Source organism: Streptomyces sp. NPDC001922, from assembly GCF_042891165.1.
Lineage (GTDB): Bacteria > Actinomycetota > Actinomycetes > Streptomycetales > Streptomycetaceae > Streptomyces.
Window position 1 is genome coordinate 428,567 of the sequence record NZ_JBIASV010000005.1, and the last position, 26,357, is coordinate 454,923.

A 26,357-nucleotide genomic window follows, 5' to 3' on the forward strand; every position below is an offset into this window, starting at 1 on the left:
GGCCGCATGCCGGCCGCCCGCGCGTGGGTCAGCCGGCCGCCCGGGCGAACCCCGCCGGGTGCGCGGCGCGGGCCCGGCGCTCGGCCAGGGCCTTGCGCGTGGCGTACAGCGTGATGCCCGCGGCGGTCGCGACGGCCACCAGGCCGAGCAGCACCGTGGCGGACCAGCCGCCGGAGTGGTAGGCGACGGCGCCCAGCGCGCCGCCCAGGCTGCTGCCCAGGTAGTACGCGGTCTGGTAGAGCGCGGAGGCCTGGGCGCGGCCCGTCTTCGCGGCGCGGCTGACCGAGGAGGACGCCACGGCGTGCCCCGCGAAGAATCCGGCCGTGATCAGGATCAGGCCGAGCAGCACCGACACCAGCGAGCTGCCGAGGCTCAGCAGCAGACCGGCCGCGGTGGTGCCCACCGCCGCGTACAGCGCGCCGCGCCGGCCGAGCCGGGCGACGAGCCGTCCGGCGGCGGCCGAGGAGACCGTGCCGACCAGGTAGACCAGGAAGATCGACCCGACGACGCCCTGCGGCAGGCTGAACGGCGCCTCCGTGAGGCGATAGCCGATCACCGTGTAGACCGCGCCGAAGACGGTCATGAACAGCCCGCCGATGCAGTACAGCCGGCGCAGCAGCGGGTCCGAGAGGTGCCCGCCGACCGTACGGGCCAGCGCCCGCGGGCTCACCGTGGTGGGAGTGAAGTGCTGGGCCTTCGGCAGCAGCATCCGGTAGACGGCGGCGCACACCACGGCCAGCAGGCCGACCGCGGCCAGTCCGGCGCGCCAGCCCCAGGCCTGGGCGACCCAGCCGGTCACGATGCGTCCGGACATGCCGCCGATGGCGTTGCCGGCCACGAACAGCCCGATCGCGCTCACCAGGGCCTTCGCCCGGACTTCCTCGGCGAGGTAGGCCATGGCGGACGCCGGCACTCCGGCGAGGGCCACACCCTGGACGGTACGCAGCGCGATCAGCGTGCCCAGGTCCGGGGCGAGCGGCACCACCAGCGAGATGACCGCGGCGAGGGTGAGCGAGGTGGTCATGACGGCCCGGCGGCCGTACCGCTCGGAGAGTGCGCTGAGCGGGAGGACGGCCAGGGCCAGGCCCGCCGTGGCGGCGGAGACGCTCCAGCTCGCGGCGCCCGGCGTCACACCGAAACCGGCGGAGATGGCGGGCAGCAGGGCCTGGGTGGAGTAGAGGAGTGCGAAGGTCGCGACCCCGGCGGCGAAGAGGGCGAAGCTCATCCGGCGGTAGCCGGGGCCGCCCGGGCGCAGCTTGGTCGCTTCGGGATCGGTGGTACGGGATGACGCGGTGGAGGCGCCCACGTGGCTGGTGGACGCCCCGGTATCAGCGGGAGGCATGCGTCCAACCTAAGGACCCGGGTTTCATGCGTCCAATGCATGAACTCGGCATAATCGTTCCCATGGCGCATGATCGCAGCTCACGACCGCGTATGTCACTGAACAGCAACGAAAAAGACATCCAGGCAACAACCGCGGCAGGCGGCGAAGCGGTCGCCGAACTGGACGCGGATTCCTGGCCGGCGCTGCTCGCGCCGCGGCTCGCCCAGTTCGCGGGCGTCGCCCGGCACGAGCATGTGACCCGGGCGGCACACCAGCTCGCCGTACCGCAGTCGACGCTCAGCCGGGCCATGGTCCGGCTCGAACAGGACCTGGGCGTCGCCCTGTTCGCCCGGCACGGCCGCACCCTCTCGCTGACCCCGGCGGGCCGCGCCTTCCTGGGAACGGTCGAGCGGGCCCTCGCCGAGATCGAGCGGGCCGCCGAGTCGGTGCGCGCGGACGCCGACCCGGGCGGCGGCAAGGTCGCCTTCGGCTTCCTGCACACCCTCGGCTCGGAGACCGTCCCGGGCCTGATCCGCACCTTCCGCGCGGACCACCCGCGGATCCGCTTCCAGCTCGTCCAGAACTACGGCGAGGCGATGATCGACCGGCTGCGCGCCGGTGACCTGGACCTCTGTCTGACCTCGCCGGTCCCGGACGCGCCCGACCTGGTCGCCCGCCGGCTGGACGAGCAGAAGCTGCGGCTCGTCGTCCCGGAGGACCACCGGCTCGCCGGCCGCCGCCGGGTCCGGCTCGCGGAGGCGGCGGACGAGTTCTTCGTGACCCTGGAGCCGGGCTACGGACTGCGCCGGATCACCGACGCGCTGTGCGCGGAAGCCGGCTTCACTCCGCGGGTGGCCTTCGAGGGGGAGGAGGCGGAGACCCTGCGCGGCCTGGTCGCGGCGGGCCTCGGCGTGGCGCTCCTCCCGCCCCCGGCGGTGCCCCGGCCGGGCGTCGCGGAACTCACCGTCACGGCGCCACGGGCGGTCCGGGAGATCGGCGTCGCCTGGCTGGACGGCCACCACGACACCCCGCCGGTGACGGCCTTCAAACGCTTCCTCCTGTCCCGGCGGGGGCAGTTGATCCCGCGCTGAGGCGCGTACGGCGGCGCGGGGGAGGTCCGTCGGCAGCCGCAGACGCACGCGCGGGGAGGCACTGCCGGTCACTCGTCGGCAGCGCCTCCCCGCGCGGGGTGCGACGGACGCGTCAGCCGTTCGGCCAGGACGTCCCGGAGGACCCGGCAGGCCCGGAGGAGCCGAAGAGGCCCTCCGCCGGGTTGACGGGCGGCGCGGCGTGGCAGGTGAAGCCGAGCTTGGTCAGGGCCCGCACCACCTCACCGGCGGTGAAGTCGCGGCGGTCCTGCTTGGTGATCACTGCCCCGACCTGCTTGACGGGGTAGGTGCGTCGGCCGATCGTCACGGACGCGCCCGTGACCGGTTCGGGGGCGACGCCCTCCATCGACTGCTCTACTTCGCTCTTGATCAGATCGAACGGGAATCGGGCGATGACGAAGCGCATGGTGCCTCACAGGCGTCAGAGGGAGGGACGGGCCCGGGAAAGGATCAGCGTGAGTGGGCAGGAACGCCCCGTGCGTAACCGTGGTCGTCGATCATGGGGGATGCCTCGAGCGCGCGTCCGCCCTCGGCGTGGTCCGCGGGCACCGGTGCCGTGGCAGCGGTGAACGGCCCCCGGTTGCAGACTATGTCCCGTGCCCGGGTCTTCGCCCGGTACCGGGACTCGCCCTGCCCGACGGCGAGCCGAACCCTGATCACCGGGCCGGTGCGCCGGCCGTCCTCGTCGCGGACGAGGAGGCGGCCGGCGCGGGCGCCGAGAGGAAGGGGCAGGGCGGTGCCGACCGTCGTGCCGGTGCCGGTGCCGGTGCCGGTCCGCGGCCCCGCCCCGGCCATGGCGTCACGGGCCGTCGGGCACGTCCCGTCCGGCGGGAGCGGTGCGTGGAGCGAAGCCATGGACTCTCCTTCGACGAGGTTCACCGGCCACGCGTCGTGCCCGGCGTCCTGCACGGCCCCGCCCGGCGTCCTACGCGGCCCTGCCCGATGACGCACGCCCCCGCCCGCGGGAGGGACGGCTCCGTCGGCTCCGCCGTGCGGGCGAGGTCCGGGCGGGGCGCTCCGGGGCGGGCGCGGTGATGGTCACCGGGACACCGGAGGGGGTCCGGGCGCCGGTGATGCGGCTCAGCTCGGCTTCGCCGGAGCGGACCCGGGTGGTCGTCGCGGTGATGCCCGCGTCCCGCATCAACTGGTCCACGGAGCGCCGCTGTTCCGGCAGCACCAGGGTGACGACACGGCCGGACCCGCCGGCGCGCGCCGTACGGCCGCCGCGGTGCAGGTAGTCCTTGTGGTCGGCGGGCGGGTCGATGTTGACCACCAGGTCGAGGTCGTCGACGTGGATGCCGCGGGCCGCGACATTGGTGGCCACCAGCACGTTGACGTGCCCGTCCTTGAACTGGGCCAGGGTGCGGGTCCGCTGCGGCTGGGACTTTCCGCCGTGCAGGGCGGCGGCGCGGACGCCGCTGCTCAGCAGCTGCCGCACCAGCCGGTCCACGCTGTGCTTGGTGTCCATGAACATGATCACCCGGCCGTCGCGGGCGGCGATCTCGGTGGCCGTGGCGAACTTGTCGGTACCGTGCACCTGCAGCAGGTGGTGCTCCATCGTGGTCACCGTCGCGGCCAGCGGGTCGGAGGAGTGCACCACCGGGTCCCGCAGGTAGTTGCGCACCAGCTTGTCGACGTTGCGGTCCAGCGTCGCCGAGAAGAGCAGCCGCTGACCGTCCGGGCGCACCTGGTCGAGCAGGTGGGTGACCTGCGGCATGAAGCCCATGTCGGTCATCTGGTCGGCCTCGTCCAGCACCGTGACCGCCACTCGGTCCAGCCGGCAGTCGCCGCGCTCCACCAGGTCCTTGAGGCGCCCGGGGGTGGCCACCACGACCTCGCACCCGCCGCGCAGCGCCCCGGCCTGGCGGCCGATCGACATGCCGCCGACGACGGTGGCCAGCCGCAGCCGCAGCGCCTTCGCGTACGGGGTGAGGGCCTCCGTGACCTGCTGTGCGAGCTCCCTGGTCGGCGCCAGGACGAGCGCCAGCGGCCGGCGCGGCTCGGCGCGCTGCCCGGCGGTACGGGCCAGCACGGCCAGCCCGAAGGCCAGGGTCTTGCCCGAGCCGGTGCGGCCGCGGCCCAGGACGTCCCGGCCGGCCAGCGCGTCCGGCAGGGTGGCGGCCTGGATCGGGAAGGGCTCGGTCACGCCCTCGGCGGTGAGCGCGGTGTGCAGTCCGGCCGGGAAGTCCAGGTCGGCGAACGACTCGGCGGGCGGGAGTCCCGGGGTGACGGTGGCCGGCGGCGCGAAGTCCTGACGCGCCGCACCGGAGCGCCCGGACGGGCGTCCGGATCCCCGTCCGGCCCCGCGCCCGGCGCGGGACCGGTTGCCGGAACCACGTGCGGGATCGGCCGCGGAGCGGCCGGAACGGTCCTTCGGGCGGAACTTTCGGTTCATGTGGAACCTCCTCGATACGGCACGTATCGAGGAATTCCCGGACAGCGGCGGGCGCGGGAAGACGCAGGAACGAACCGGGTGGAATGCGGAGAACGGATCGGCCGGAAATCGGCCGGTGCCGGCCGGTGAATATTGCGGTGAACATTCATTCCGTGGTGCAGCGGCCCCCGGCCCTCCGGACGGCGGAGGCCGGGCCGTGCGGCCGGGCGGTGCTGAGGGGAAGCGAGCAGCCCTCGTGCGGCGGTATGCCGGGGTGCGAGGCGTGCGGAAATGCCTGGGGCCCGCACCTCAGGGTGCGGGCCCCAATACGCGCGGGGCGTCAGAGGGCGGTGATGTTCTCCGCCTGCGGGCCCTTCTGGCCCTGGGTGAGGTCGAAGCTGACCTTCTGGCCCTCCAGCAGCTCACGGAAGCCCTGAGCGGCGATGTTCGAGTAGTGGGCGAAGACGTCGGGGCCGCCGCCGTCCTGCTCGATGAAGCCGAAGCCCTTTTCGGAGTTGAACCACTTCACAGTGCCGGTTGCCATGCCAGTCCCTTTCCGGGGGTTGTCTCGGGAACCACACGGTGCGGCTCCCGTGTCGCCGCGATGATTGCCTCGCCCGGCTCGGGAGCCGGTACACAAAATGAACCCGCCGACGAAAGACCCGACCAGAACACCTGGATTCGATGGAACCACAACTGCAACTCGGCCCGAGACTAGCACGGTGTCCGGTCCGGAGGCGTGGTCCGAAGTGCCGCCTGCCGTAGTAAGGGGAGCCGGGCCCGGGAGAGCGCGGCACGGCCCGCCGTCCATCGGGTGTGACCGTTGCCGGGGAGCGGGACCCGTTCCGTCGCCGGTGACCGGGGCTCCGGCGCACCCCGGCCGCCGTCATGCGACGGCACAGCCGCGGCGACCTCCGAAGCTGCCGCCGCACGCCGTCACCGCCGCAGCGACGCCCCGAAGCCCGCCGCCAGCGGCATGCGCAGCCCCAGCGGCGGGGGAGCGGCCAGCGCGTCGGCGACCGGGCGGGAGAAGCCGCGGGCGAGGACCGCGCCCAGCACGAAGTCCGTGGCCAGGGCCAGCACTTCGGCGCGGTGCTGGGTCAGGCCGTGGCCGTCGGTGTGCACCTCGAACCGGCACACGTCGCGGTTGACCTTCTTCGCCCGCTCCGCCAGCCGGTAGGACAGCTCCGGATCGGTCCGTGCGTCGTCGGTGCCGTGGACCAGCAGGACGTGGCGGCCCGCGAGCTGCCGCACCGGCTCGGGGGCCGCCGGGCTCTCCTGCGCCTGCTGCGGCAGCCAAGGGGCCAGGGCCAGTACGGAGTTGACGGCCGTGTGGTCCGCGGCGTGCAGGGCGGCGCGGGCGCCCATGTCGGTGCCGGCCAGACAGACGGGCACGTCGCCGTACCGCCGCACCGCCTCGTCCACCGCCCAGCGGGCGTCCTCCACGGGATGCCGGGCGGCGCCGTTCCAGCCGCGGTAGCGGTACCGCACCACATGGGTGACCAGCCCGTCGGCGCGCCCCTCCCGGGCCAGCCGCCGGGCCAGCGGCCGGGCCGCCGCGGTGGTCACCGGCGACTGCCGCCGGGTGCTCACCGGCTGCCCGCCGGGCAGCAGCAGCACCACCCCGTGGACCGTCGCGTCCGCCCCGGTCGCTCCCGCCGCCCGCCCCAACCGGGCACCCCGCACCGGCACTGCTTGCTGAGCCATGGCAGAACGATGGCAGACGCGCCGGTGCACACCACCCTGCGCGCGGGTCACCGTTCCGTATCGTTCGGGGTGCTCTACGCGCGTAGGCGTTAGAGTGCGGAAATGACGAGCGAGACCACCAACACCCCGAGCCCGGACCAGATCCGCAGGGCCCCCAAGGTGCTGCTGCACGATCACCTCGACGGTGGTCTGCGTCCCGGCACGATCATCGAGCTGGCCCGTGAGACGGGCTACGACGGGCTGCCCGAGACCGAGCCCGACAAGCTCGGCGTCTGGTTCCGGGAAGCCGCGGACTCCGGCTCCCTGGAGCGCTACCTGGAGACCTTCGCGCACACCTGCGCCGTCATGCAGACGCGCGAGGCGCTGGTCCGGGTGGCCGCCGAGTGCGCCGAGGACCTCGCCGCGGACGGCGTCGTGTACGCCGAGATCCGCTACGCGCCCGAGCAGCACCTCGAGGGCGGGCTCAGCCTCGAAGAGGTCGTCGAGGCCGTGAACGAGGGCTTCCGCGAGGGCGAGCGCCGGGCGCGCGAGGACGGCCACCGCATCCGGGTGGGCGCCCTGCTCACCGCCATGCGCCACGCCGCCCGCGCCCTGGAGATCGCCGAACTCGCCAACGCCTACCGTGACCAGGGCGTCGTCGGCTTCGACATCGCGGGTGCCGAGGCCGGCTACCCGCCCACCCGCCACCTCGACGCCTTCGAGTACCTGAAGCGCGAGAACAACCACTTCACCATCCACGCGGGTGAGGCGTTCGGTCTGCCGTCCATCTGGCAGGCGCTCCAGTGGTGCGGCGCCGACCGGCTCGGCCACGGCGTCCGGATCATCGACGACATCGAGGTCACCGAGGGCGGCGCGGTCAAGCTCGGCCGCCTGGCCTCGTACGTCCGGGACAAGCGCATCCCGCTGGAGCTGTGCCCGACCTCCAACCTCCAGACGGGTGCCGCCTCCTCGTACGCCGAGCACCCGATCGGGCTGCTCCGCCGGCTCCACTTCCGGGCCACCGTCAACACGGACAACCGGCTGATGAGCGGCACCAGCATGAGCATCGAGTTCGAGCGGCTGGTGGAGACCTTCCGGTACACCCTCGACGACATGCAGTGGTTCACCGTCAATGCGATGAAGTCGGCGTTCATTCCTTTCGATGAACGGCTCGCCATGATCAATGACGTGATCAAGCCCGGGTACGCGGAGCTGAAGTCGGAGTGGCTGTTCCGGCAGACCGCCATCGAACCGGCTGCCACCAGCACCTCCGGCTCCGACCGGTAGGGCGCGCCGCACACGAGGGGACCGGCCGGGACACGCGACCCGGCCGGTCCCCTCGCATGTTTGCGGGTGCCCTGCGGAGTGACTACGTTGCGGAGTCCCGCGGTCACGGCTCGCGTTCTTCGGTCTGCCCGAGTCCCGGTGCCGCTCACGACTCCCCACCACGAGGACGTAATTCCATGAAGCAGGGAACCGCCAAGACCCTCGGTGCCGCCGTGCTCGGTGCCGCTTTCGCCGTCGCCGCCGCCGGGACCGCCGCCGCCGACGGTGCGCAGACCCCGCTGCCCGTGGAGAGCGCGGTCAAGGACGTCCCCGGCGGCCAGCAGGCCGTCCGTGCCAGTGACGGCGCCCTCGGCCAGAGCATGGACCAGGCCCTGTCCCGGCTCCCGCTCGGCGGCAAGCTCGCCCGGAAGCAGCAGAACACCCGGGACGTCCAGGGTGCTCAGGGCAAGAAGAAGGCGGGCAAGGGGGCGCAGAGCAGTCTGCTCGGCGGTCTGCCCGTCGGCAGCATCAACTCCTCCGGTTCCGGCGCCAACCTGCCGATCGGCTGACCGCGGTTCCCGGGGCACCCGCCCCGGCACGACGGCGCCCCGCCCGTACAGCGCGTACTGCAGCGCGTACGGACGGGGCGCCGTCGTCGTCAATCGGCCGTCGTCACTCGTCGGTCCTCACCTGTGGACCGTCGTCACCGGCCGGCCGTCGTCTCCCGCCGGCCGCCGTTCCCCGGCGGTCGGCCCGGCGTCCCGCTCAGAGGGCGCTGCCGACCTCGGTCAGCCGGCGTGCCGCTTCCGCCGGTACCGCCTCCTCGCGGGGCCGGGTCCGGGGCACGGCCGGCACGGCACTGTTCCGCCGTCGCGCCCAGGCCCGGAGCGGCGGGACCAGCAGCAGGTGGGTGATCGCGACCCCTGCGGTGTTGAGCAGCAGGGAGTCCACGTCGAGGGTGCGCCCCGGGACGTCGGTCTGCAGCAGCTCGATGCCCAGCGACACCATCGCGCCGGTGAACACGGTGTGCGCCGACGAGCCCACCAGCGAACCGTCCAGCCGCCCGGTGACCACCGGCAGCAGCACGCCCAGCGGCGCCAGCAGCAGCAGCCACGGGCCGAGGAAGTGGGCCGCTTCCCAGGGCCCCTGGGCCAGTTGGGTGCGGATGGTGGCCAGCGGCCGCAGATTGGTCGCGGCCACCCACGGCACGGTCAGCGGGCGCAGGGTGAACCAGCCGACAATCGACAGATGCACGGCCAGGAGAACGAATCCTGTCGCGCGGAAGGGGGAGGGAGGGCGCTCGCCGGAGCCATGACGCTGCACGCCGAGGAGGACGCGGCTTCCGGGGAAACCGGTTCCGGCGCGTCCGGCTGTCTTCCAGCTGTTACTCGCTGGTTACCGCGCGGTTGAACTCCGGCGGGCCACCCGCCACCGGGCTCGGGCACGGGCCCGGTTCCGGAACCGGCATCGCGCCCGCCCCCGGAACCGGCATCGCCATCGGGCCCCGGACGCCCGGGCCGGCGCGTGGAGTCCGCACCCGCCGGCGGTCACTCCACGGGCGTGCCGTCGACAGGCGCGCCTTCCGGCCTGGTCCGCAGGCCCTCGGTGCACGCGTAGCGCTCCAGGGAGTCGTCCGACGGGCCGCCGAGCATCACCGAGGGCTCCTTCTCGGCCACCACACCGCCGCTCCGCAGCGTTTCCGCGAACGTGCACACCAACTGGGCCAGCGCGTACGGCGGCAGCTCGTCGGGGAGCCGGCTCAGCCGCAGCGCGTCCTTCGGGTCGTCCTTGCGCGGACCGGTGACCTCCAGGGCGCCCGGGACCTCCGTGGAGAACCCGGCCTCCTCCTCGGCCGTGTCGGGCTGGGCCTGGAGCTCGTCGACGAGGGCGCGGGCGACCCGCAGCCGGTCCGCCACCAGCCGGCCCTCGGGGAGCTGCACCGTCCGGTCCACCGGCAGGATCTGCATGCTGCAGACCAGATAGGCCTTGACCGGTACGGACGACGGCGAGTCCGCGGGCTCGGTCCGGTCGCCGCCGGCCACCTGGCAGGAGGCCCGCGAGGGGGCCGCCCCGGCGTCCACCGGCACGGATGTCCCGCGGATGCCGCAGCCCGCCGAGCCCAGCAGCAGCGCGGCCACGGCCACGCTCCCCGCCCGGCGGACCCGACGTGCCCGAGTTACCTGACCCGCCCGGAGGCCCGGGAGCCCGAACGGCCCCGGCGCGCCCCGGGACTCCGTCCCCTGGGGCGCCGCGGCGGGCGGTGAGCCGGCGAGGCGGAGAAGGCGGCCGAGTCCGGTCCGCGGGTGCTGGTGCATCACTGCTCGTCCTGTTCGTCCTCGTCCGGCCCCAGCCGGGACGCGTCCATGGGCAGCCGCAGCGTGAACACCGCACCGCCGTCGGCCGAGTTGGCCGCGGAGATCTCGCCGCCGTGGACATGGGCGTTCTCCAGCGCGATGGACAGCCCGAGCCCACTGCCCTCGGAACGCGGCCGGGAGGCGCTCGCTTTGTAGAAGCGGTCGAAGACGTGCGGCAGGACGTCCTCCGGGATGCCCGGCCCGTGGTCCCTGACCTCGACGACCAGCTCCGCCTCCGGCGTACCGGCGGCGACCGTGCGGACCGAGACCCGCACCGGCGAACCGCCGTGCTTCAGCGCGTTCCCGATGAGGTTCGCCAGGATCACGTCGAGCCGCCGCGGATCCAGCCGGGCCACGAGTCCGCGCTCGGCGTCCAGCTCCACCGCGTCCAGCCAGGCGCGGGCGTCGATGCACGCGGTGACCATGTCCGCCACGTCCACGTCGTCCAGCACCAGCCGCGCCGTGCCCGCGTCGAACCGGGTGACCTCCATGAGGTTCTCCACCAGGTCGCTCAGCCGGCGGGTCTCGGTCACCACCATGCGGACGGCCGGTTCGATCATCGGGTCGAGGCTGTCCGCCTCGTCCTCCAGCACCTCCGTCATCGCCGTGATCGCGGTGAGCGGGGTGCGCAGCTCGTGCGACATGTCGGCGACGAACCGCCGGCTGGACGCCTCCCGGGCGCTCAGCTCCGCGACCCGGGCCTCCAGGGACTCGGCCGTCCGGTTGAACGTCCGGGACAGATCGGCGAGTTCGTCGGTGCCGGACACCCGCAGCCGGGTGTCGAGCTTGCCCTCCCCCAGCTGCTGCGCCGCCTTGCCGAGCCGCTGCACGGGCCGCAGCACCGTCGTCGCGGCCGCCTGCGCCAGGAGCGCCGAGCCGACCAGCGCCAGCGCCGTGGCGATCCCCAGCGACCAGGCCAGGGAGTTCAGGTCGTCGCGCTCGGAGGCGAGCGACTTCAGCATGTAACCGGTCGGGCCGTCACCGATCACCTTGGCGCCGCCGACCAGGAACGGGTCCCCGCCGATCGTCCGCCGCTGCCAGTACAGGTGGTACGGCAGCCCGTCCCCCTCGTCCGCCGGACGCTCCTTGTTGACCGCCTTGCGCAGCGCGGCGGGCACCGCGTCCAGGGTGAATATGCCGGAGTCCGAGGGCGCGGCGCAGTCGCTGCCGTCCCGCTCCTTGTCGATCAGCACCACCTCGTAGTGCTGGGTGGTGCTGGCCATCCGGTTCGCGGCGTCCTGGAGCTGGTCGCACGGCGGGCGCAGCGGGAGCGAACCCGCGTTGTCCTCCAGCGACTTGCGGAAGTCGTTGAGCGCGGCGTTCTGCGTACGGGTGAGCACCGCGTCCCGGTTCAGCCAGTACGCGATCCCGGACGCGGACACCGCGGCGGTCAGCGCGACCAGGGCGAACACGACCACCAGCCGCAGCCGCAGACTGGTCAGGCGCAGCTTGCCCGCCGCCCAGCCGCGCACCCGGCCGGGCGGCTGAGGACGGTCCGTCACTGGGGACTGTCCAGCCGGTAGCCGACACCCCGGACGGTACGGATCAGCGTCGGCGAGGACGGCACGTCCTCCACCTTCGCCCGCAGCCGCTGCACACAGGCGTCCACCAGCCGGGAGTCACCGAGGTAGTCGTGCTCCCACACCAGCCGCAGCAGCTGCTGCCGGGACAGCGCCTGCCCCGGCCGCCGGCTCAGCTCCAGCAGCAGCCGCAGCTCGGTCGGGGTCAGCTGGAGGTCCTCCCCGTCCTTCGTCACGGTCATCGCCGACCGGTCGATCACCAGGGAGCCGAAGGTCGCCGCGTCGTTGGACTCCCGCTCGCCGCGCCGCAGCACGGCACGGATCCGGGCGTCGAGCACCCGCGGCTGCACCGGTTTGAGCACGTAGTCGTCGGCGCCCGACTCCAGGCCCACCACGACGTCGATGTCGTCGCTGCGTGCGGTCAGCAGAATGATCGGCAGCTGGTCGGTGCGCCGGATCCTCCGGCACACCTCGAAACCGTCGATCCCCGGCAGCATCACGTCCAGCACGATCAGGTCCGGGCGCTGCTCACGCAGCAGTTTCAGGCCGTCCTCACCCGTGGCCGCGGCCACCACGCGGTGGCCCTGGCGGGACAGGGACAGCTCGAGAGCCGTTCGGATGGCGTCGTCGTCCTCGATCAGCAACAGGAAAGGCACGTCGGTCATTCTGGCCCAAGGAGCACCGGTAGTTCGACCTCGCCGGTCCCCCTGGGGCCGGATCCGCTCTCCCCGCGCCGGTCCGGGGCCTGTGACAGGCCTGTGACAGTCGACGGACAGCCCGATGAAACTGGCCCGGCAATCTGTTGTGCACCGGGCAGGACGACGGCCCGGGGACAACCGGCCGACTCAAGGCTTCACCGACGGGGGGCGCGAGATGAACACACTGCACACCGGGACCACCAGCGCAGTGATTCGCACGGCCACGCCCGTCGGCCACCACCACACGTCCAGGGACGCGCTCCGCGTCGGCCACCTTCCGGCCGCCCGGAGCCCAGAGAAGTCCGGTGCCGTGAGCGGGCGGGGGTGCGCTCGCGGTACCGGACGCGGCAGGCCGCCGTACCGAGTGGCGATCGACGCGTTCACGGTCGCCGGCGGCGCCGCCGCGAAGCCGTCGTACAGGGAGGAAACGGGGAAGCGGAGCGACCGGGCGGAGTCGGTGAAGGCCGAAGCGGCGTTCACCGCCTACGTCCAGGAGCGCCGCGCCTCCCTGTACGCGACGGCGTACCACCTGACCGGGGACCGCTACGAGGCCGAGGACCTGCTGCAGAGTGCGCTGTTCTCGACCTACCGGGCCTGGGACCGGATCAGCGACAAGGCCGCGGTCGGCGGCTACCTGCGCCGCACGATGACGAACCTGCACATCAGTGCCTGGCGCCGCCGCAAGCTCAACGAGTACCCGACCGAGGAACTGCCGGAGACCGCGGGCGACCAGGACGCGATGCGCGGCACCGAGCTGCGGGCCGTCCTGTGGCAGGCGCTGGCCCGGCTGCCCGAGCTCCAGCGGACGATGCTCGTGCTCCGTTACTACGAGGGCCGCACCGACCCGGAGATCGCGGACATCCTGGACATCAGCGTCGGCACGGTCAAGAGCAGCATCTGGCGCTCCCTGCGCCGGCTGCGCGAGGACGAGGCCCTGAGCTTCGGCCGTGACGCGGAGGAGTCCTTCGGCGAACTGGTCGCCTGAAGGCAGGGGGGAAACGGGGGCTGCCGCCCCGGGGGGAGCGGCAGAGGCCCGTCCATCGGGGGACGGACGGGCCGTACGGGGGAAACACGGGGGAATCACGGGGGTCACGGGGGCCGCCGCTCGGGGGAGCGGCGGAGTGACACAGCGGGACCGAGCGGCCGGGGGGTCTGCTCGGTCCCGTTCCGTTTTTTTCCGGGGCGTTCCGCCGGTCCGGGTTCCTGTTTCCGGGCGCCGTCCAGCCGGGCGCGCTCCGCGTTCCCGGGCCGTTCCGGTGGGCCCTTTCCGTACTCCCGGGCCGTTCCGCTGGGTGGCTGCCGGGGCGCCGGGCCCGGTCGGGCGTTGACTCAGGCGTTGACGTCAGGCATGGACATCAGGCATGGGCATCAGGCGCTGACCGTACGGGCGGGGCCGCGGCCGGAGCGGGCGGCCGTGCGGCGTTCCGCGGCCGAGGTGATCCGTGCGAACGCCTCCTCCTTGCCGCAGGGGTGCGCGCCGAGCGCCGTCTGCCGGGCGACGATCTCCCGCTCCGCGCGCATCAGCCGCCAGCCCCGCCGGACCAGCACCGCGGCCGACTTGCGGCCCTCCCGCAGATCCCGCACCAGCCGCCGCCGGAAGGTGGTGAACGGCCGGCCGCGCAGACACAGCGCGTCCGCCAGGACGCCCAGCTCCCGGCACCGTTCGGCGATGTCGGCGGCGAAGACGCCCTCCGCGATGAACACCGGTGCCCCGCCGATGTCGAGCCGGGCCGTACCGGTCCGGGAGCTGGTCGCGATGTCGTACACCGGGACGTCGGTCACGGCGTCGCAGCTCAGCGCCGTGATGGCGGCCACCGCGGCGTCGGCGTCCCAGGACTGCGGCGAGTCCCAGTCGATGGCGCCGTCCGGCAGCAGCGGCATCGGGGCGCGCGGGCCGCCGGGGAACGTCTCCTCGTGGGCCTCCCGGTAGAAGTCGTCGAGTTGCAGCACGGGGAAGCCCGTGCGGGACGCGAGGGAGGACTTGCCGGAGCCCGACGGCCCCGTCAGCAGCACGACGCGGGCGGAACGATGAGGGGAGGTCACGGGTCACCATTGTCGCGCATCGGGGCGCGGCTCCGGAACCCGTGGGTGCGGAGCGGCTGTCCGACCGTGCCGCGGGTACGACGGGTGTGCGGGTGGTGACCCAACGGATCGGCGCCGGGCGGGAGAACACCCCCGCATGCCGACGAGCCCCCGCCGGCCGGGGCCGGTGGGGGCTCGTGCGGGTGGAGCGGCGGTCAGATCCCGATGGGGTGCCAGACCGTCTTGGTCTCCAGGAAGGCCAGCAGCCGGTCCGTGCCCGGGTCGGCGGTCCAGTCCGTGGCGGACGGGCGCAGCACCCGCTTGAGGTTGTCGGCCGCGGCCGTCTCCAGGTCCTTCGCCAGAGCGGCGTCGGCGCCCGCGAGGTCGATCGCGTTGACGTCCTGGTGCGCCGCGAGCGGGGCCGCGATCTCCGCGGTCCGCCCGGACAGCACGTTGACCACACCGCCCGGCAGGTCGGAGGTGGCCAGCACCTCGCCCAGGGACAGCGCGGGCAGCGGGGCCCGCTCGGCGGCGGCCACCACCACGGTGTTGCCGGTGACGATCGCCGGGGCGATCACCGACACCAGGCCGAGGAACGAGGACTCCTGCGGGGCCAGGACGGCCACCACACCGGTCGGCTCCGGGGTGGAGAGGTTGAAGAACGGTCCCGCCACCGGGTTCGCCGAACCGGCGATCTGGGCGACCTTGTCGGACCAGCCCGCGTACCAGACCCAGCGGTCGATCGCGGCGTCCACCTGCGCGGCGGCCCCGGCGGCGCTCAGGCCCTCCGCGTCGGCGACCTCGGCGGCGAACTGGCCGCGCCGGCCCTCCAGCATCTCCGCGATCCGGTAGAGGATCTGGCCGCGGTTGTACGCGGTCGCGCCCGACCAGCCGCCGAACGCCTTGCGGGCGGCCACCACCGCGTCCCGGGCGTCCTTGCGGGAGGAGAGCGGGGCGTTCGCCAGCCAGGCGCCCTCGTCACCGGACGATGTTGCTGCGGTCACCTCGTACACCCGCCCGCTCTCGGAACGGGGGAACTTGCCCCCGACGAACAGCTTGTAGGTCTTCAGGACACCCAGGCGATCAGACATTGAGGTAGGCCTCCAGACCGTGGCGGCCGCCCTCGCGGCCGTAGCCCGACTCCTTGTAGCCGCCGAAGGGGGAGGCCGGGTCGAACTTGTTGAACGTATTGGCCCAGACGATGCCGGCCCGGAGCTGGTCGGCCATCCACAGGATGCGCGAGCCCTTCTCCGTCCAGATGCCCGCCGACAGCCCGTACGGCGTGTTGTTGGCCTTCTCCACGGCCTCCGCCGGGGTGCGGAAGGTCAGCACCGACAGCACCGGGCCGAAGATCTCCTCGCGAGCGATGCGGTGCGCCTGGGTCACGCCGGTGAAGAGGGTCGGCGCGAACCAGTAGCCGGAGGAGGGCAGTTCGCAGGCCGGGGCCCAGCGCTCGGCGCCCTCGGCCTCGCCCGCGTCGGCGAGGCTGCGGATGCGGGCCAGCTGCTCGGCCGAGTTGATCGCGCCGATGTCGGTGTTCTTGTCCAGCGGGTCGCCGACCCGGAGGGTGCTCATCCGGCGCCTGAGGGCGTCCAGCAGCTCGTCGGCGACCGACTCCTGGACGAGGAGGCGGGAGCCCGCGCAGCAGACGTGGCCCTGGTTGAAGAAGATGCCGTTGACGATGCCCTCGACGGCCTGGTCGATCGGGGCGTCGTCGAAGACGATGTTCGCCGCCTTGCCGCCCAGTTCGAGGGTGACCTTCTTGCGCGTGCCCGCCACGGTGCGGGCGATGGCCTTGCCGACCTCGGTGGAGCCGGTGAAGGCCACCTTGTCGATGCCGTCGTGGGCGACGAGCTCGGCGCCGGTGGAGCCGTCACCGGTGACGATGTTGACGACACCCTTGGGCAGCCCGGCCTGACGGCAGATGTCCGCGAAGAACAGGGCGGACAGCGGGGTGGTCTCGGCCGGCTTGAGGACGACGGTGTTGCCCGCCGCGAGCGCCGGGGCGATCTTCCACGCCAGCATGAGCAGCGGGAAGTTCCACGGGATGACCTGCCCGGCCACGCCCAGCGGTCGGGGGTCGGCGCCGTAACCGGCGTACGAGAGCTTGTCCGCCCAGCCCGCGTAGTAGAAGAAGTGCGCGGCGACCAGCGGCAGATCGGCGTCCCGCGACTCGCGGATCGGCTTGCCGTTGTCGAGCGACTCCAGCACCGCCAGCTCGCGCGAGCGCTCCTGGACGATGCGGGCGATGCGGAAGAGGTACTTGGCGCGCTCGGCGCCCGGCAGGGCGGACCAGGACGCGAACGCCGTGCGGGCGGCCCGGACGGCGCGGTCGACGTCCTCGCTGCTCGCCCGGGCGACCTCGGAGAGGACCTCCTCGGAGGACGGGGAGACGGTCTTGAAGACCTTGCCGTCCGAGGCCTCGGTGAACTCGCCGTCGATGAACAGCCCGTACGAGGGGGCGATGTCCACGACCGCCCGGGACTCGGGGGCGGGTGCGTAGTCGAATGCTGGGCTCATGTCGGATCAGTCCACCGTCACGTAGTCGGGACCGGAGTAACGCCCGGTGCTCAGCTTCTGGCGCTGCATCAGCAGGTCGTTGAGGAGGCTGGAGGCGCCGAAGCGGAACCAGTCCGCCGTCAGCCACTCCTCGCCCAGCGTCTCGTTGACCATGACCAGGTACTTGATCGCGTCCTTGGTCGTGCGGATGCCGCCGGCGGGCTTCACTCCCACTTGTACACCCACGGCGTCGCGGAAGTCGCGGACGGCCTCCAGCATGAGGAGGGTGACCGGGGGAGTGGCGTTCACCGCGACCTTGCCGGTGGAGGTCTTGATGAAGTCCGCGCCGGCGAGCATCGCCAGCCAGGAGGCGCGCCGCACGTTGTCGTACGTCTGGAGCTCGCCGGTCTCGAAGATCACCTTGAGGTGGGCGGCGGTGCCGTCCGGACGCGCGCAGGCCTCCTTGACCTGCTGGATCTCCTGGAAGACGTCCAGGTACCGGCCGGAGAGGAAGGCACCCCGGTCGATCACCATGTCGATCTCGTCGGCCCCGGCGGCGACCGCGTCCCGGGTGTCGGCGAGCTTCACCGGCAGCGCCGCCCGGCCCGCCGGGAACGCCGTGGCCACGGAGGCGACATGGATGCCGGACCCGGCCAGCGCCTCCTTGGCGGTGGCCACCATGTCGGGGTAGACGCAGATCGCGGCGACCTTCGGGACGGAGCGGTCCGTCGGGTCGGGGTGGGCGCCCTTCGCGCAGAGCGCCCGGACCTTGCCCGGGGTGTCCGCGCCTTCCAGTGTCGTCAGGTCGATCATCGAGATCGCCAGGTCGATGGCGTACGCCTTCGCCGTGGTCTTGATCGAGCGGGTGCCGAGCGTCGCGGCGCGGGCCTGCAGACCGACCGCGTCGACGCCCGGGAGGCCGTGCAGGAAGCGGCGCAGTGCGGCGTCCGAGGCGGTCACGTCCGCCATCGACGCCAGGCGCTCCGCGGCTTCACTGCCGTATGCGGGAACAGTGGTGGGCATGGTCACCACCCGAGCATATCTACGCGCGTAGCAACTGTCACCCCCCGAACTCTCCTCCCGCCGGGACGGGCCCCCCGGACGGCCCCGCGCACCCCGGTGGATGTCCGTGCCGCCGGGGCCCGGGAACGGGCCCGGAGCGCGGGCGGAGGCGCCGGGAGCACCCGTATTCGATGCCGGAACGCAATGTCCGGCATCCGGACGATCGGGCAGAATCGGGCCCATGACGAGCCCCGACAACTCCTCCGCACCCCGGCCCGCGTCGCAGCAGGGATTCGCCGACCGCGTCTACCGTTCGCCGTCCGCGCTGGTCGGTGGCGTGCTGCTGCTCGTTCTCGCCCTGTGGTTCGGCGGGGACGCGGTGATCCGCGGGGAGGGGCGCACCCCCTGGCTGGCGCTGGCCGGGCTGCTGCTCGTCGTTCCGCTGGTCGTGGCGTTCACCCTGCGCCCGGCGGTGTTCGCCGGCGCCGACCGGCTCCGGGTGCGCAATCCCTTCCGGACCATCACGCTGCCCTGGGCGTCGGTCGAGGGGGTGCGGGCCGGCTACTCCAGCGAGGTCTTCGCGGGCGGCCGCACCTACCAGCTGTGGGCGATCCCGGTGTCGCTGCGGGCCCGCAAGACGGCGGCGCGCCGGGCGGCCCGCGCCGCCTCCGAGGACCCGTACGGCCGGACCTCCGGCACGGCCGACGTCTCCGACACCGCGGCCCGCCGCGCCCCGTCCGACCAGGCGGTGGACGACCTGCGGGAGTTGGCGGAGCGCAACGCGGCCAACGAGTCGGCGCAGGGCGAGCCCCAGGTTCGCTGGGCCCTCGAGGTCATCGTCCCGAGTCTGGTCGGGGCGGTCCTGACGGCGGCTCTGTTCGTCATCGGCTGACGCTCGCGCCGTCGTCCACTGATGCTCGCGCCGGTCCGTTCGTCGCTCACCCGCGCCGGGCCGTCGTCCACTGATGCTCGCGCCGGTCCGTTCGTCGCTCACCCGCGCCGGGCCGTCGTCCACTGATGCTCGCGCCGCTCCGTTCCTCGCTCACCCGCGCCGGGCCGTCATCCGCCGACGGGTGGCAGGCGTTGTCGCGGAGCGGAGGGGGGACGCGGAAGGCCCCCGGGTGATGCCACCCGAGGGCCCTCGTGCGGGCCCGGCGGCCCGTACGTCCATGCGCGGTGCGCGCGGGGGTCAGATGCCCGCTGCCGCCGCCAGATCCGCCTTCAGCGCGTCCAGCACCGCCGACGCCGTCGCCCGGCCCCGGTCGAGTTCCGCGGCGGAGGCGACCGGCACCACGACCTCCAGGTAGCACTTGAGCTTGGGCTCGGTGCCGCTCGGACGGACCACCACCCGCGCCGCGTCCACACCGCGCCCGGCGTCCCCGGCGAGCCGGTAGCGCAGGCCGTCGGTCGGCGGCAGCCGGTCGGTGCCCCGGGTCAGGTCCTCGGCGGAGTCCACCGTGAGCCCGGCGAGGGCGGCCGGCGGCGCTTCGCGCAGCCGGGTCATCGCCGCGGCGATCAGCGTCAGGTCCTCGACCCGCACCGACAGCTGGTCGGTGGCGTGCAGCCCGTACTCGACGGCGAGGTCGTCCAGCAGGCCGGTGAGCGTCCGCCCCTGCCGCTTGAGCCCGGCCGCCAGCTCGGCGACGAGCAGGGCGGCGGTGATGCCGTCCTTGTCCCGGACGCCGGCCGGGTCGACGCAGTAGCCCAGCGCCTCCTCGTAGGCGTAGCGCAGGCCGTCGGCCCGGGCCAGCCACTTGAAGCCGGTGAGCGTCTCGTCGTAGGAGACCTCCGCCCCGGCCCGGTCCGCGATCCGGCCCAGCAGCGAGGACGACACGATCGTGGTCGCGAAGGTGCCCTCGGCGCCGGTGTCGGCGAGGTGCCGGGCCAGCAGGGCGCCGACCTCGTCGCCGCGCAGCATCCGCCAGCCGGCCTCGGCCGCCGGGTCGGGGACGGCGACGGCGCAGCGGTCGGCGTCCGGGTCGTTGGCGATGACGATGTCCGGACCGGCGGCGCGGGCGGTGGCGAAGGCGAGGTCCATCGCCCCCGGCTCCTCCGGGTTGGGGAACGCGACGGTCGGGAACGCCGGGTCCGGCTCGGCCTGTTCGGCGACGACGGTCGGGGCCGGGAAGCCGGCCCGGGCGAAGGCGGCGGCGAAGGTGGACCGGCCGACTCCGTGCAGCGGCGTGTAGACGACCCGTACGTCCCGCGCGCCGCCGGGGGTCAGCACGGCGTCCGTACGGGCGAGGTAGGCCTGGACGATCTCGTCGCCGAGCGTCTCCCAGCCGGAGTCCGGGCGGGGGATCGCGTCCAGGCCGCCGAGGGCGGCGATCTCGGCGGCGATCTCCGCGTCGGCGGGCGGCACGATCTGCGAGCCGTCGCCCAGGTAGACCTTGTAGCCGTTGTCCCGCGGCGGGTTGTGGCTGGCGGTGACGGTGACACCGGCGACCGCGCCGAGGTGCCGGATCGCGAAGGCGAGGACGGGTGTGGGCAGCGGCTCCGGCAGCAGCACGGCCCGCAGCCCGGCACCGGTCATCACGGCGGCGGTGTCGCGGGCGAAGTCGATGCTCTTGTAGCGGGCGTCGTAGCCGATGACGACCGGTCCGCCGGTCTGCCCCTGCTTCTTCAGGTGGGCCGCCAGGCCGGCCGCGGCCCGGATGACGACCGCGCGGTTCATCCGCATCGGGCCCGCGCCGAGCTCGCCGCGCAGTCCGGCGGTGCCGAACTGGAGCATGCCGGCGAAGCGTTCGGTGATCTCCGCGAGCTGCGGGCTCTCGGCACCGTTCTCGACGTCCGCCGGGTCCACGGCGTCGAGCAGCGCGCTCAGCTCCGCGCGGGTCTCCGGGTCGGGGTCCTCGGCCAGCCAGGTACGGGCCTGGCGGAGGAGTTCCGCTGTGTCGCGTGCCACGTGATGCTCCTGTGTCCGGTACGGGGCCCGGTCACCGCGGCGCCGCTGCGCGCGAGGCGGCGGCACCGGTGGGTCACGGGCACGGAAGGGATACCCGGCGCGGCGGCGGTGTCACCGGGCCGTGCGTGCCGGGGTGGGCCCGGGCGGACCGGGCTCCGGAGGGTCGGGGGCGCCTTGCGCTGTGCCCGCCGGGCCGTCCGGGGCGCGCCGGCGGGCCGCCGTGGGGCGGACCCGCCGGGTGAGCGCCTCTTCGTGCCCGGTCATGGGTACCCGGCCGGGGCCGGGATCTCTCAGATCCGGCCGAGGACCTGGGCCAGCAGGCTGCCCATGCGCGCCGCCGAGTCGCGGCCCGCCTGCAGCACCTCTTCGTGGTTGAGCGGCTCGCCGGTCATGCCCGCGGCGAGGTTGGTGACCAGGGAGATGCCCAGGACCTCGGCGCCCGCCTCGCGGGCGGCGATGGCCTCCAGGACGGTGGACATGCCCACCAGGTCGCCGCCGATCACCCGGATCATGTTGATCTCGGCCGGGGTCTCGTAGTGCGGGCCGGGGAGCTGGACGTACACGCCCTCTTCGAGGGTGTCGTCGATCTCCTTGCACAGCGCGCGCAGCCGCGGCGAGTACAGGTCGGTGAGGTCGACGAAGTTGGCGCCGGCGATCGGGGAGGTGGCGGTCAGGTTGATGTGGTCGCTGATGAGGACCGGCTGGCCGGGGCGCATGCCGGGGCGCAGGCCGCCGCAGCCGTTGGTCAGCACGACGGTCTTGCAGCCGGCGGCGACGGCGGTGCGCACGCCGTGCGCCACGGCGGCGACCCCGCGGCCCTCGTAGTAGTGGGTGCGGCCGAGGAAGACCAGCGCGCGCTTGTCGCCGATGGCGTACGAGCGGACGGTGCCGGCGTGGCCCGCGACGGCCGGCGGCGGGAAGCCGGGCAGCTCGGTGACCGGGAACTCGAACTCGGGCGTTCCGAGGGCGTCGGCGGCGGGGACCCAGCCGGAGCCCATGACGAGTGCGACGTCGTGGCTCTCGGCACCGGTCAGCTCGCGCAGGCGGGCGGCGGCGGCGTCGGCGTCGGGCGCGCCGGAGTGGTCCGAAGGAAGAGAAGCGTTCACGGCACGAGCGTAGCCTGTCTTCGCCTACGCGCGTAGACGCCGTCCGGATACCCATCGGATCCCGGTCGCATGCCGGGTCGGACACCGCTGCGGCGCCGCTGCCCCGGCCGGGGACACGGCCGCTCCCGACAGGGGGCGCGCGGCGGTCAGCAGGGGCGCTTGCGGAGCTCCATCACGTAGTCGTGCGGGGCGCCCGCGGACTCGGCGGCGTCGGCGATCTCGCCGAGGTAGCGGGCCGAGGGCAGCCCGCCCTCGTAGCCGTTGAGGACGTAGACCCAGGCGGCCTCGTCCCCGTCGAGGGTGTGCACCCGCACCCGCATCCGCCGGTAGATGTCGAGCCCGACGCCCTCCCAGCGGTCCATGGAGTCCTCGTCCATGGGGGCGATGTCGTACAGCGCGACGAAGACCTGGGACCGCGGGGCCTCGACGATCGTGGCCAGCGCCCCCTCCCAGCCCATCTGCTCGCCTCCGAAGGTGAGCCGCCAGTCGGAGATCCAGCCCGTACCGCGCAGCGGCGAGTGCGGAGCGCGGCGGGACATCAGCCGCGCGTCGAGGTTGCCGGCGTACGCGGCGTAGAGCGACATGGGTCGAGGGTACGGGAGACGTGCCGGAGATCCCCGGGAGTGCCTCAGAGGCCCTTCGGAGGCACCCGGGGCCCCGGGGAGAGGCGCCGGCAGGGGTGCGGGACAATGGAGCACGTGACTCGGATCGTGATCATCGGTGGCGGACCCGGCGGCTATGAGGCGGCGCTGGTGGCCGCCCAGCTCGGCGCGGAGGTGACCGTCGTCGACTGCGACGGTCTGGGCGGGGCGTCGGTGCTCACCGACTGCGTGCCGTCGAAGACGTTGATCGCCACCGCCGAGGTCATGACGACCTTCGACTCCTCCTACGAGGAGCTGGGGATCATCGTCGCCGACGACACGCCCCACATCGAGCAGGCGGCCCGGGTGGTCGGCGTCGACCTGGGCAAGGTCAACCGCCGGGTGAAGCGCCTCGCGCTCGCCCAGTCCCACGACATCACCGCCTCGGTCACCCGGGCCGGCGGCCGGGTCATGCGCGGCCGCGGCCGGCTCCAGCCCCACCAGGCCCCGGACGGCTCGCGCCGGGTCACCGTGACCGCCGCGGACGGCTCCACCGAGGAACTCGTCGCGGACGCGGTGCTGGTGGCGACCGGCGGGCACCCCCGGGAGATCCCGGACGCGCAGCCCGACGGCGAGCGCATCCTCAACTGGACCCAGGTCTACGACCTCACCGAGCTCCCCGAGGAGCTGATCGTGGTCGGCTCCGGTGTCACCGGTGCCGAGTTCGCGGGCGCCTACCAGGCGCTGGGCTCCGAGGTGACGCTGGTGTCCTCGCGCGACCGGGTGCTGCCGGGCGAGGACCCGGACGCGGCGGCCGTGCTGGAGGACGTCTTCCGGCGCCGCGGGATGAACGTCATGGCCCGCTCCCGCGCCCAGTCCGCCAAGCGGGTGGGGGACCGGGTCGAGGTCACCCTCGCCGACGGCCGGGTCATCACCGGCTCGCACTGCCTGATGGCGGTCGGCGCGATCCCCAACACCGCGGACATGGGCCTGGAGGAGGCCGGGGTCCGGCTGAAGGACTCCGGGCACATCTGGACCGACCGGGTGTCACGGACGACCGCTCCGGGCGTCTACGCGGCCGGTGACTGCACGGGTGTGTTCGCGCTGGCCTCGGTCGCCGCGATGCAGGGCCGGATCGCGATGTACCACTTCCTGGGCGACGCGGTCGCGCCGCTGGACCTCAAGACCGTCTCGGCGAACGTCTTCACCGACCCCGAGATCGCCACCGTGGGCTACAGCCAGGCGGACCTGGACAACGGGCTGATCGACGCCCGGGTCGTCAAGCTGCCGCTGCTGCGCAACCCGCGCGCGAAGATGCAGGGCATCCGGGACGGCTTCGTGAAGATCTTCTGCCGCCCCGGCACGGGCATCGTGGTCGGCGGTGTCGTCGTCGCCCCGAAGGCGAGCGAGCTCATCCATCCGATTTCGATCGCGGTCGACAACAACCTGACCGTCGAACAGATCGCCAAGGCCTTCACCGTGTACCCGTCCCTGTCGGGCTCGATCGCCGAGGTGGCACGGCAGCTGCACACCCGGAAGGCTCCGCGCGAGCTGTAGGCCGTACGGGTGCCGCCTGCGGGGTCGTTGCCCCGTATACCACTTGCGGCACCCCTGTGCGAACAACTTCTGTAATTCGGCGCAAACTGCTGAAAGCAGACGGTCGCTGGGGTTACTGTCAGTTTCGTGTTCGCTGCAGAACGTCGCCAATTGATCCTCGAAATGGTGCGAGCGAACGGAGCGGTGTCGCTCCGGGAACTCGCCCGCGTCGTCCAGACCTCCGAAGTGACCGTACGGCGGGACGTACGGGCGCTGGAGGCCGAAGGACTCCTCGACCGCCGGCACGGCGGTGCGGTGCTGCCGGGAGGGCTCACCAGGGAGTCCGGCTTCCCGCAGAAATCCCATCTAGCGACCGCGGAGAAGACGGCCATCGCCGATCTCGCGGCCGGTCTCGTCGAGGAGGGCGAGGCGATCGTCGTCGGAGCCGGTACGACGACACAGGAGCTGGCCCGCCGGCTCGCCCGCGTCCCGGGGCTGACCGTCGTCACCAACTCGCTGCTCGTCGCGCAGGCGTTGGCCCATGCCAACCGGGTCGAAGTGGTGATGACCGGCGGCACCCTCCGCGGTTCCAACTACGCGCTGGTCGGCAGCGGGGCGGAGCAGTCCCTCCAGGGGCTGCGGGTCTCCCGGGCCTTCCTCTCCGGCAGCGGGCTGACCGCCGAGCGCGGCCTGTCCACCTCCAACATGCTGTCGGCCAGCGTCGACCGGGCGCTCGTCCAGGCCGCGGCCGAGGTCGTGGTGCTCGCGGACCACACCAAGCTGGGCACCGACACCATGTTCCAGACGGTGCCGACGGACGTCATCACCCGGCTGGTGACGGACGAGCCCCCGCTGCACGACGACCGCGCCGCCACCGAACTGCAGGCCCTCGCCGACCAGGGCGTGCAGGTCGCGGTGGCCGGTACGGGGCCGGGGCCGTCCGGAGCGGGGGCCGAGGGAAACGGTCCGCAGGGCCGCAGGCCCCGCCGGATGGCGCCCTCCGCCCCGAAGGAGGAGCTGCCGCTCCCGGGCCAGCGGCGCAACCACCCGCCGGGGCCGGGCGGGCCCCAGCTGCGCGGTGGCGGCGCCCTGTCGGACCAGCAGACCGCGGTGGCGAACGGCCGCATCGCCGACCTGTCGCCGCGCCGCCGCTGACGCCGGTCCGCCGCTGACGCCGAGCCGAGGCTGATGCCGCACCGGCCGTCGGCCGGGCCGGGCCCGACCGCCGGCCGCCCGGCTCCGGTGCACCACGGCACGGGTGGCGGGCGGCGGGCGGCATCAGCCGCAGCGCCGGCTCGCCCGGCCGGAGCAGCGCCTCGGGCCGGACCGGGGCCGGGGGCCACCCAGCGGCTCGCAGGCCTGCGCGGTGCCGTCCGACGGGCCCTCAGGGGCACCGGGTGCGGACTCGCGTGGGGCACCCCCGGTGGTCCCGGCTCGTGCCCGTACCGCCGTCCGGCGCGGGCGGCCCGTGGCTCAACCGCGCCCCGGCCGCAGCCCGGTGAAGGTCAGGCCGAGCAGCCGGTCCGCCAGGTCCGGGTCGTCGGGGGTCGCCTCGACGGCCAGGGCGATGGCGTTCGTCAGCTGCAGCAGATCGGCGATGTCGACGTCGTCCCGCACGGAGCCCGCCCGCTGGGCCCGGACGAGCAGCGCGCTGCCCGCCTCGCGCATCGGCACCCGGCACCGCGCCAGCGCCGAGGCCTTGTCCTGGGCGGCGCTCATCAGCGCCCGGGCCAGCCCCCGGTAGGTGCCCGCGTGGTCGATGACGGCCCGCAGCCAGTCGACCAGCGCCGCACAGGGCTGTTCCGCCTCCAGCAGCTCCCGTGACCGGGCCAGCAGCGCGTCGAGTTCACCCTGAAAGACGGCACCCATCAGGGCGTAGCGGTTGGGGAAGTGGCGGTAGAGGGTGCCGATGCCCACGCCCGCGCGGCGGGCGATGTCCTCCAGCGAGGCGTCCGTGCCGTGTTCGGTGAAGGCCGAGCGGGCCTCGGCCAGCAGCCGGTCGTAGTTGCGCCGGGCGTCGGCGCGCATCGGCCGCACCGGGTCCTGCGCCGCTTCGGTCGCCATCGGCCGTCCTCCGTGCTCCTCGGTGCCCGCCCGGCCGCGGTCCGGGGGAGTCCAGCATGCCACCCGGCGCCCGGCGCGTTCCGGTGCGCCCCGGGCGGGGCAGGAACGCGGTGCCGGCGAGCCGGGCCCCGGCGACGGCCGCGTTGCCGCGTGCGCCCCGGACAGCAGCGGACCCCCGGCACCGGGTGCCGGGGGTCCGCTGACGTGCTGTGTGCGGGCCGTCAGTCCTTGATGTCGCAGATGACGGCGCCGGCGGAGATGGAGGCGCCGACCTCGGCGGTCAGTCCCTTGACGGTGCCCGTGCGGTGGGC

At 73.7% G+C, this 26,357-nt stretch carries 25 protein-coding genes; 7 read left to right on the forward strand and 18 right to left on the reverse strand.

The features are described 5' to 3' along the window. Window positions 1-28: 28 nt before the first annotated feature. The gene (locus tag ACFYYR_RS11820) at window positions 29-1,342 is read right to left on the reverse strand and encodes an MFS transporter (protein ID WP_388850245.1); all 1,314 of its coding nucleotides are present in this window, start codon (window positions 1,340-1,342) and stop codon (window positions 29-31) included. Window positions 1,343-1,404: 62 nt separating this feature from the next. Between ACFYYR_RS11820 and ACFYYR_RS11825 the strand changes: the two genes are divergently transcribed. Further along, a complete protein-coding gene (locus tag ACFYYR_RS11825) occupies window positions 1,405-2,415 on the forward strand; it encodes a LysR family transcriptional regulator (protein WP_388850248.1) in 1,011 nt (336 codons plus the stop codon). 112 nt (window positions 2,416-2,527) lie between these two features. Here the strand turns inward: ACFYYR_RS11825 and ACFYYR_RS11830 are convergent, their stop codons facing one another. The 5 genes from ACFYYR_RS11830 to ACFYYR_RS11850 form a co-directional block, all read right to left on the reverse strand. Next, window positions 2,528-2,839, reverse strand: coding sequence for an SCO5918 family protein (locus ACFYYR_RS11830; protein WP_388850251.1), 312 nt, complete (start codon window positions 2,837-2,839; stop codon window positions 2,528-2,530). 44 nt (window positions 2,840-2,883) lie between these two features. After that, window positions 2,884-3,288, reverse strand: coding sequence for a hypothetical protein (locus ACFYYR_RS11835; protein ID WP_388850254.1), 405 nt, complete (start codon window positions 3,286-3,288; stop codon window positions 2,884-2,886). A 70-nt stretch (window positions 3,289-3,358) separates the two neighbouring features. Beyond that, window positions 3,359-4,828: a DEAD/DEAH box helicase gene (locus tag ACFYYR_RS11840; protein WP_388850257.1), complete on the reverse strand. Its 1,470-nt coding sequence runs from the start codon at window positions 4,826-4,828 to the stop codon at window positions 3,359-3,361. Between the two features lie 319 nt (window positions 4,829-5,147). After that, window positions 5,148-5,351, reverse strand: coding sequence for a cold-shock protein (locus tag ACFYYR_RS11845; RefSeq protein WP_351511057.1), 204 nt, complete (start codon window positions 5,349-5,351; stop codon window positions 5,148-5,150). Window positions 5,352-5,743: 392 nt separating this feature from the next. Beyond that, window positions 5,744-6,514: an alpha/beta hydrolase family protein gene (locus tag ACFYYR_RS11850; RefSeq protein ID WP_388850260.1), complete on the reverse strand. Its 771-nt coding sequence runs from the start codon at window positions 6,512-6,514 to the stop codon at window positions 5,744-5,746. Window positions 6,515-6,616: 102 nt separating this feature from the next. Between ACFYYR_RS11850 and ACFYYR_RS11855 the strand changes: the two genes are divergently transcribed. Together ACFYYR_RS11855 and ACFYYR_RS11860 are read left to right on the forward strand one after the other, a co-directional pair. After that, complete coding sequence (locus tag ACFYYR_RS11855) at window positions 6,617-7,780, forward strand: adenosine deaminase (RefSeq protein ID WP_388850263.1); 1,164 nt, start codon at window positions 6,617-6,619, stop codon at window positions 7,778-7,780. Window positions 7,781-7,956: 176 nt separating this feature from the next. Beyond that, entirely contained in the window at window positions 7,957-8,328 is a 372-nt protein-coding gene (locus ACFYYR_RS11860; RefSeq protein WP_388850266.1) for a hypothetical protein, read from the forward strand. A gap of 196 nt (window positions 8,329-8,524) precedes the next feature. Here the strand turns inward: ACFYYR_RS11860 and ACFYYR_RS11865 are convergent, their stop codons facing one another. The 4 genes from ACFYYR_RS11865 to afsQ1 form a co-directional block, all read right to left on the reverse strand. Then, the gene (locus ACFYYR_RS11865; RefSeq protein ID WP_388850269.1) at window positions 8,525-9,013 is read right to left on the reverse strand and encodes a VanZ family protein; all 489 of its coding nucleotides are present in this window, start codon (window positions 9,011-9,013) and stop codon (window positions 8,525-8,527) included. Window positions 9,014-9,306: 293 nt separating this feature from the next. Further along, a complete protein-coding gene (locus ACFYYR_RS11870; RefSeq protein ID WP_388850272.1) occupies window positions 9,307-9,897 on the reverse strand; it encodes a hypothetical protein in 591 nt (196 codons plus the stop codon). 176 nt (window positions 9,898-10,073) lie between these two features. Continuing rightward, the gene (locus tag ACFYYR_RS11875) at window positions 10,074-11,615 is read right to left on the reverse strand and encodes an ATP-binding protein (RefSeq protein ID WP_388850275.1); all 1,542 of its coding nucleotides are present in this window, start codon (window positions 11,613-11,615) and stop codon (window positions 10,074-10,076) included. Further along, entirely contained in the window at window positions 11,612-12,289 is a 678-nt protein-coding gene (gene afsQ1 / locus ACFYYR_RS11880) for a two-component system response regulator AfsQ1 (RefSeq protein ID WP_351511068.1), read from the reverse strand. The genes ACFYYR_RS11875 and afsQ1 overlap by 4 nt, the downstream gene beginning before the upstream one ends. A 217-nt stretch (window positions 12,290-12,506) precedes the next feature. On the opposite strand from afsQ1, the gene ACFYYR_RS11885 reads away from it, so the two are divergent. Further along, a complete protein-coding gene (locus ACFYYR_RS11885) occupies window positions 12,507-13,316 on the forward strand; it encodes a SigE family RNA polymerase sigma factor (protein WP_388850278.1) in 810 nt (269 codons plus the stop codon). A 383-nt stretch (window positions 13,317-13,699) separates the two neighbouring features. Here ACFYYR_RS11885 and ACFYYR_RS11890 read toward each other — a convergent pair whose 3' ends face one another. The 4 genes from ACFYYR_RS11890 to deoC form a co-directional block, all read right to left on the reverse strand. Then, window positions 13,700-14,374 carry a uridine kinase gene (locus tag ACFYYR_RS11890; protein ID WP_388850281.1) on the reverse strand — a complete coding sequence of 225 codons (675 nt, stop codon included), beginning with the start codon at window positions 14,372-14,374 and terminating at the stop codon, window positions 13,700-13,702. 194 nt (window positions 14,375-14,568) lie between these two features. After that, window positions 14,569-15,444: an aldehyde dehydrogenase family protein gene (locus tag ACFYYR_RS11895; RefSeq protein WP_388850284.1), complete on the reverse strand. Its 876-nt coding sequence runs from the start codon at window positions 15,442-15,444 to the stop codon at window positions 14,569-14,571. Next, window positions 15,437-16,873: an aldehyde dehydrogenase family protein gene (locus ACFYYR_RS11900; protein ID WP_388850287.1), complete on the reverse strand. Its 1,437-nt coding sequence runs from the start codon at window positions 16,871-16,873 to the stop codon at window positions 15,437-15,439. The genes ACFYYR_RS11895 and ACFYYR_RS11900 overlap by 8 nt, the downstream gene beginning before the upstream one ends. 6 nt (window positions 16,874-16,879) lie before the next feature. After that, a complete protein-coding gene (gene deoC / locus ACFYYR_RS11905) occupies window positions 16,880-17,875 on the reverse strand; it encodes a deoxyribose-phosphate aldolase (protein WP_388850364.1) in 996 nt (331 codons plus the stop codon). Between the two features lie 220 nt (window positions 17,876-18,095). Here deoC and ACFYYR_RS11910 point away from each other — a divergent pair, with 220 nt between their 5' ends. Further along, window positions 18,096-18,746, forward strand: coding sequence for a PH domain-containing protein (locus ACFYYR_RS11910; RefSeq protein ID WP_388850290.1), 651 nt, complete (start codon window positions 18,096-18,098; stop codon window positions 18,744-18,746). A gap of 297 nt (window positions 18,747-19,043) precedes the next feature. Here ACFYYR_RS11910 and ACFYYR_RS11915 read toward each other — a convergent pair whose 3' ends face one another. The 3 genes from ACFYYR_RS11915 to ACFYYR_RS11925 all read right to left on the reverse strand — a co-directional run bounded on the left by ACFYYR_RS11915 (window position 19,044) and on the right by ACFYYR_RS11925 (window position 22,449). Beyond that, on the reverse strand, window positions 19,044-20,759 hold the full coding sequence (locus ACFYYR_RS11915) for a phospho-sugar mutase (protein WP_388850293.1): 1,716 nt from the start codon (window positions 20,757-20,759) through the stop codon (window positions 19,044-19,046). Between the two features lie 290 nt (window positions 20,760-21,049). Next, window positions 21,050-21,865 carry a purine-nucleoside phosphorylase gene (locus ACFYYR_RS11920; protein ID WP_388850296.1) on the reverse strand — a complete coding sequence of 272 codons (816 nt, stop codon included), beginning with the start codon at window positions 21,863-21,865 and terminating at the stop codon, window positions 21,050-21,052. 146 nt (window positions 21,866-22,011) lie between these two features. Next, window positions 22,012-22,449 carry a gamma-glutamylcyclotransferase gene (locus tag ACFYYR_RS11925; RefSeq protein WP_351511090.1) on the reverse strand — a complete coding sequence of 146 codons (438 nt, stop codon included), beginning with the start codon at window positions 22,447-22,449 and terminating at the stop codon, window positions 22,012-22,014. Window positions 22,450-22,554: 105 nt separating this feature from the next. Between ACFYYR_RS11925 and ACFYYR_RS11930 the strand changes: the two genes are divergently transcribed. Further along, on the forward strand, window positions 22,555-24,003 hold the full coding sequence (locus tag ACFYYR_RS11930; protein WP_388850300.1) for an NAD(P)H-quinone dehydrogenase: 1,449 nt from the start codon (window positions 22,555-22,557) through the stop codon (window positions 24,001-24,003). Between the two features lie 126 nt (window positions 24,004-24,129). Beyond that, on the forward strand, window positions 24,130-25,137 hold the full coding sequence (locus tag ACFYYR_RS11935; RefSeq protein ID WP_388850303.1) for a DeoR/GlpR family DNA-binding transcription regulator: 1,008 nt from the start codon (window positions 24,130-24,132) through the stop codon (window positions 25,135-25,137). A 318-nt stretch (window positions 25,138-25,455) separates the two neighbouring features. On the opposite strand, the gene ACFYYR_RS11940 is transcribed toward ACFYYR_RS11935, so the two are convergent. Further along, window positions 25,456-26,046, reverse strand: a complete 591-nt coding sequence (locus ACFYYR_RS11940) for a TetR/AcrR family transcriptional regulator (RefSeq protein WP_388850306.1) — start codon at window positions 26,044-26,046, stop codon at window positions 25,456-25,458. Window positions 26,047-26,357: the final 311 nt, after the last annotated feature.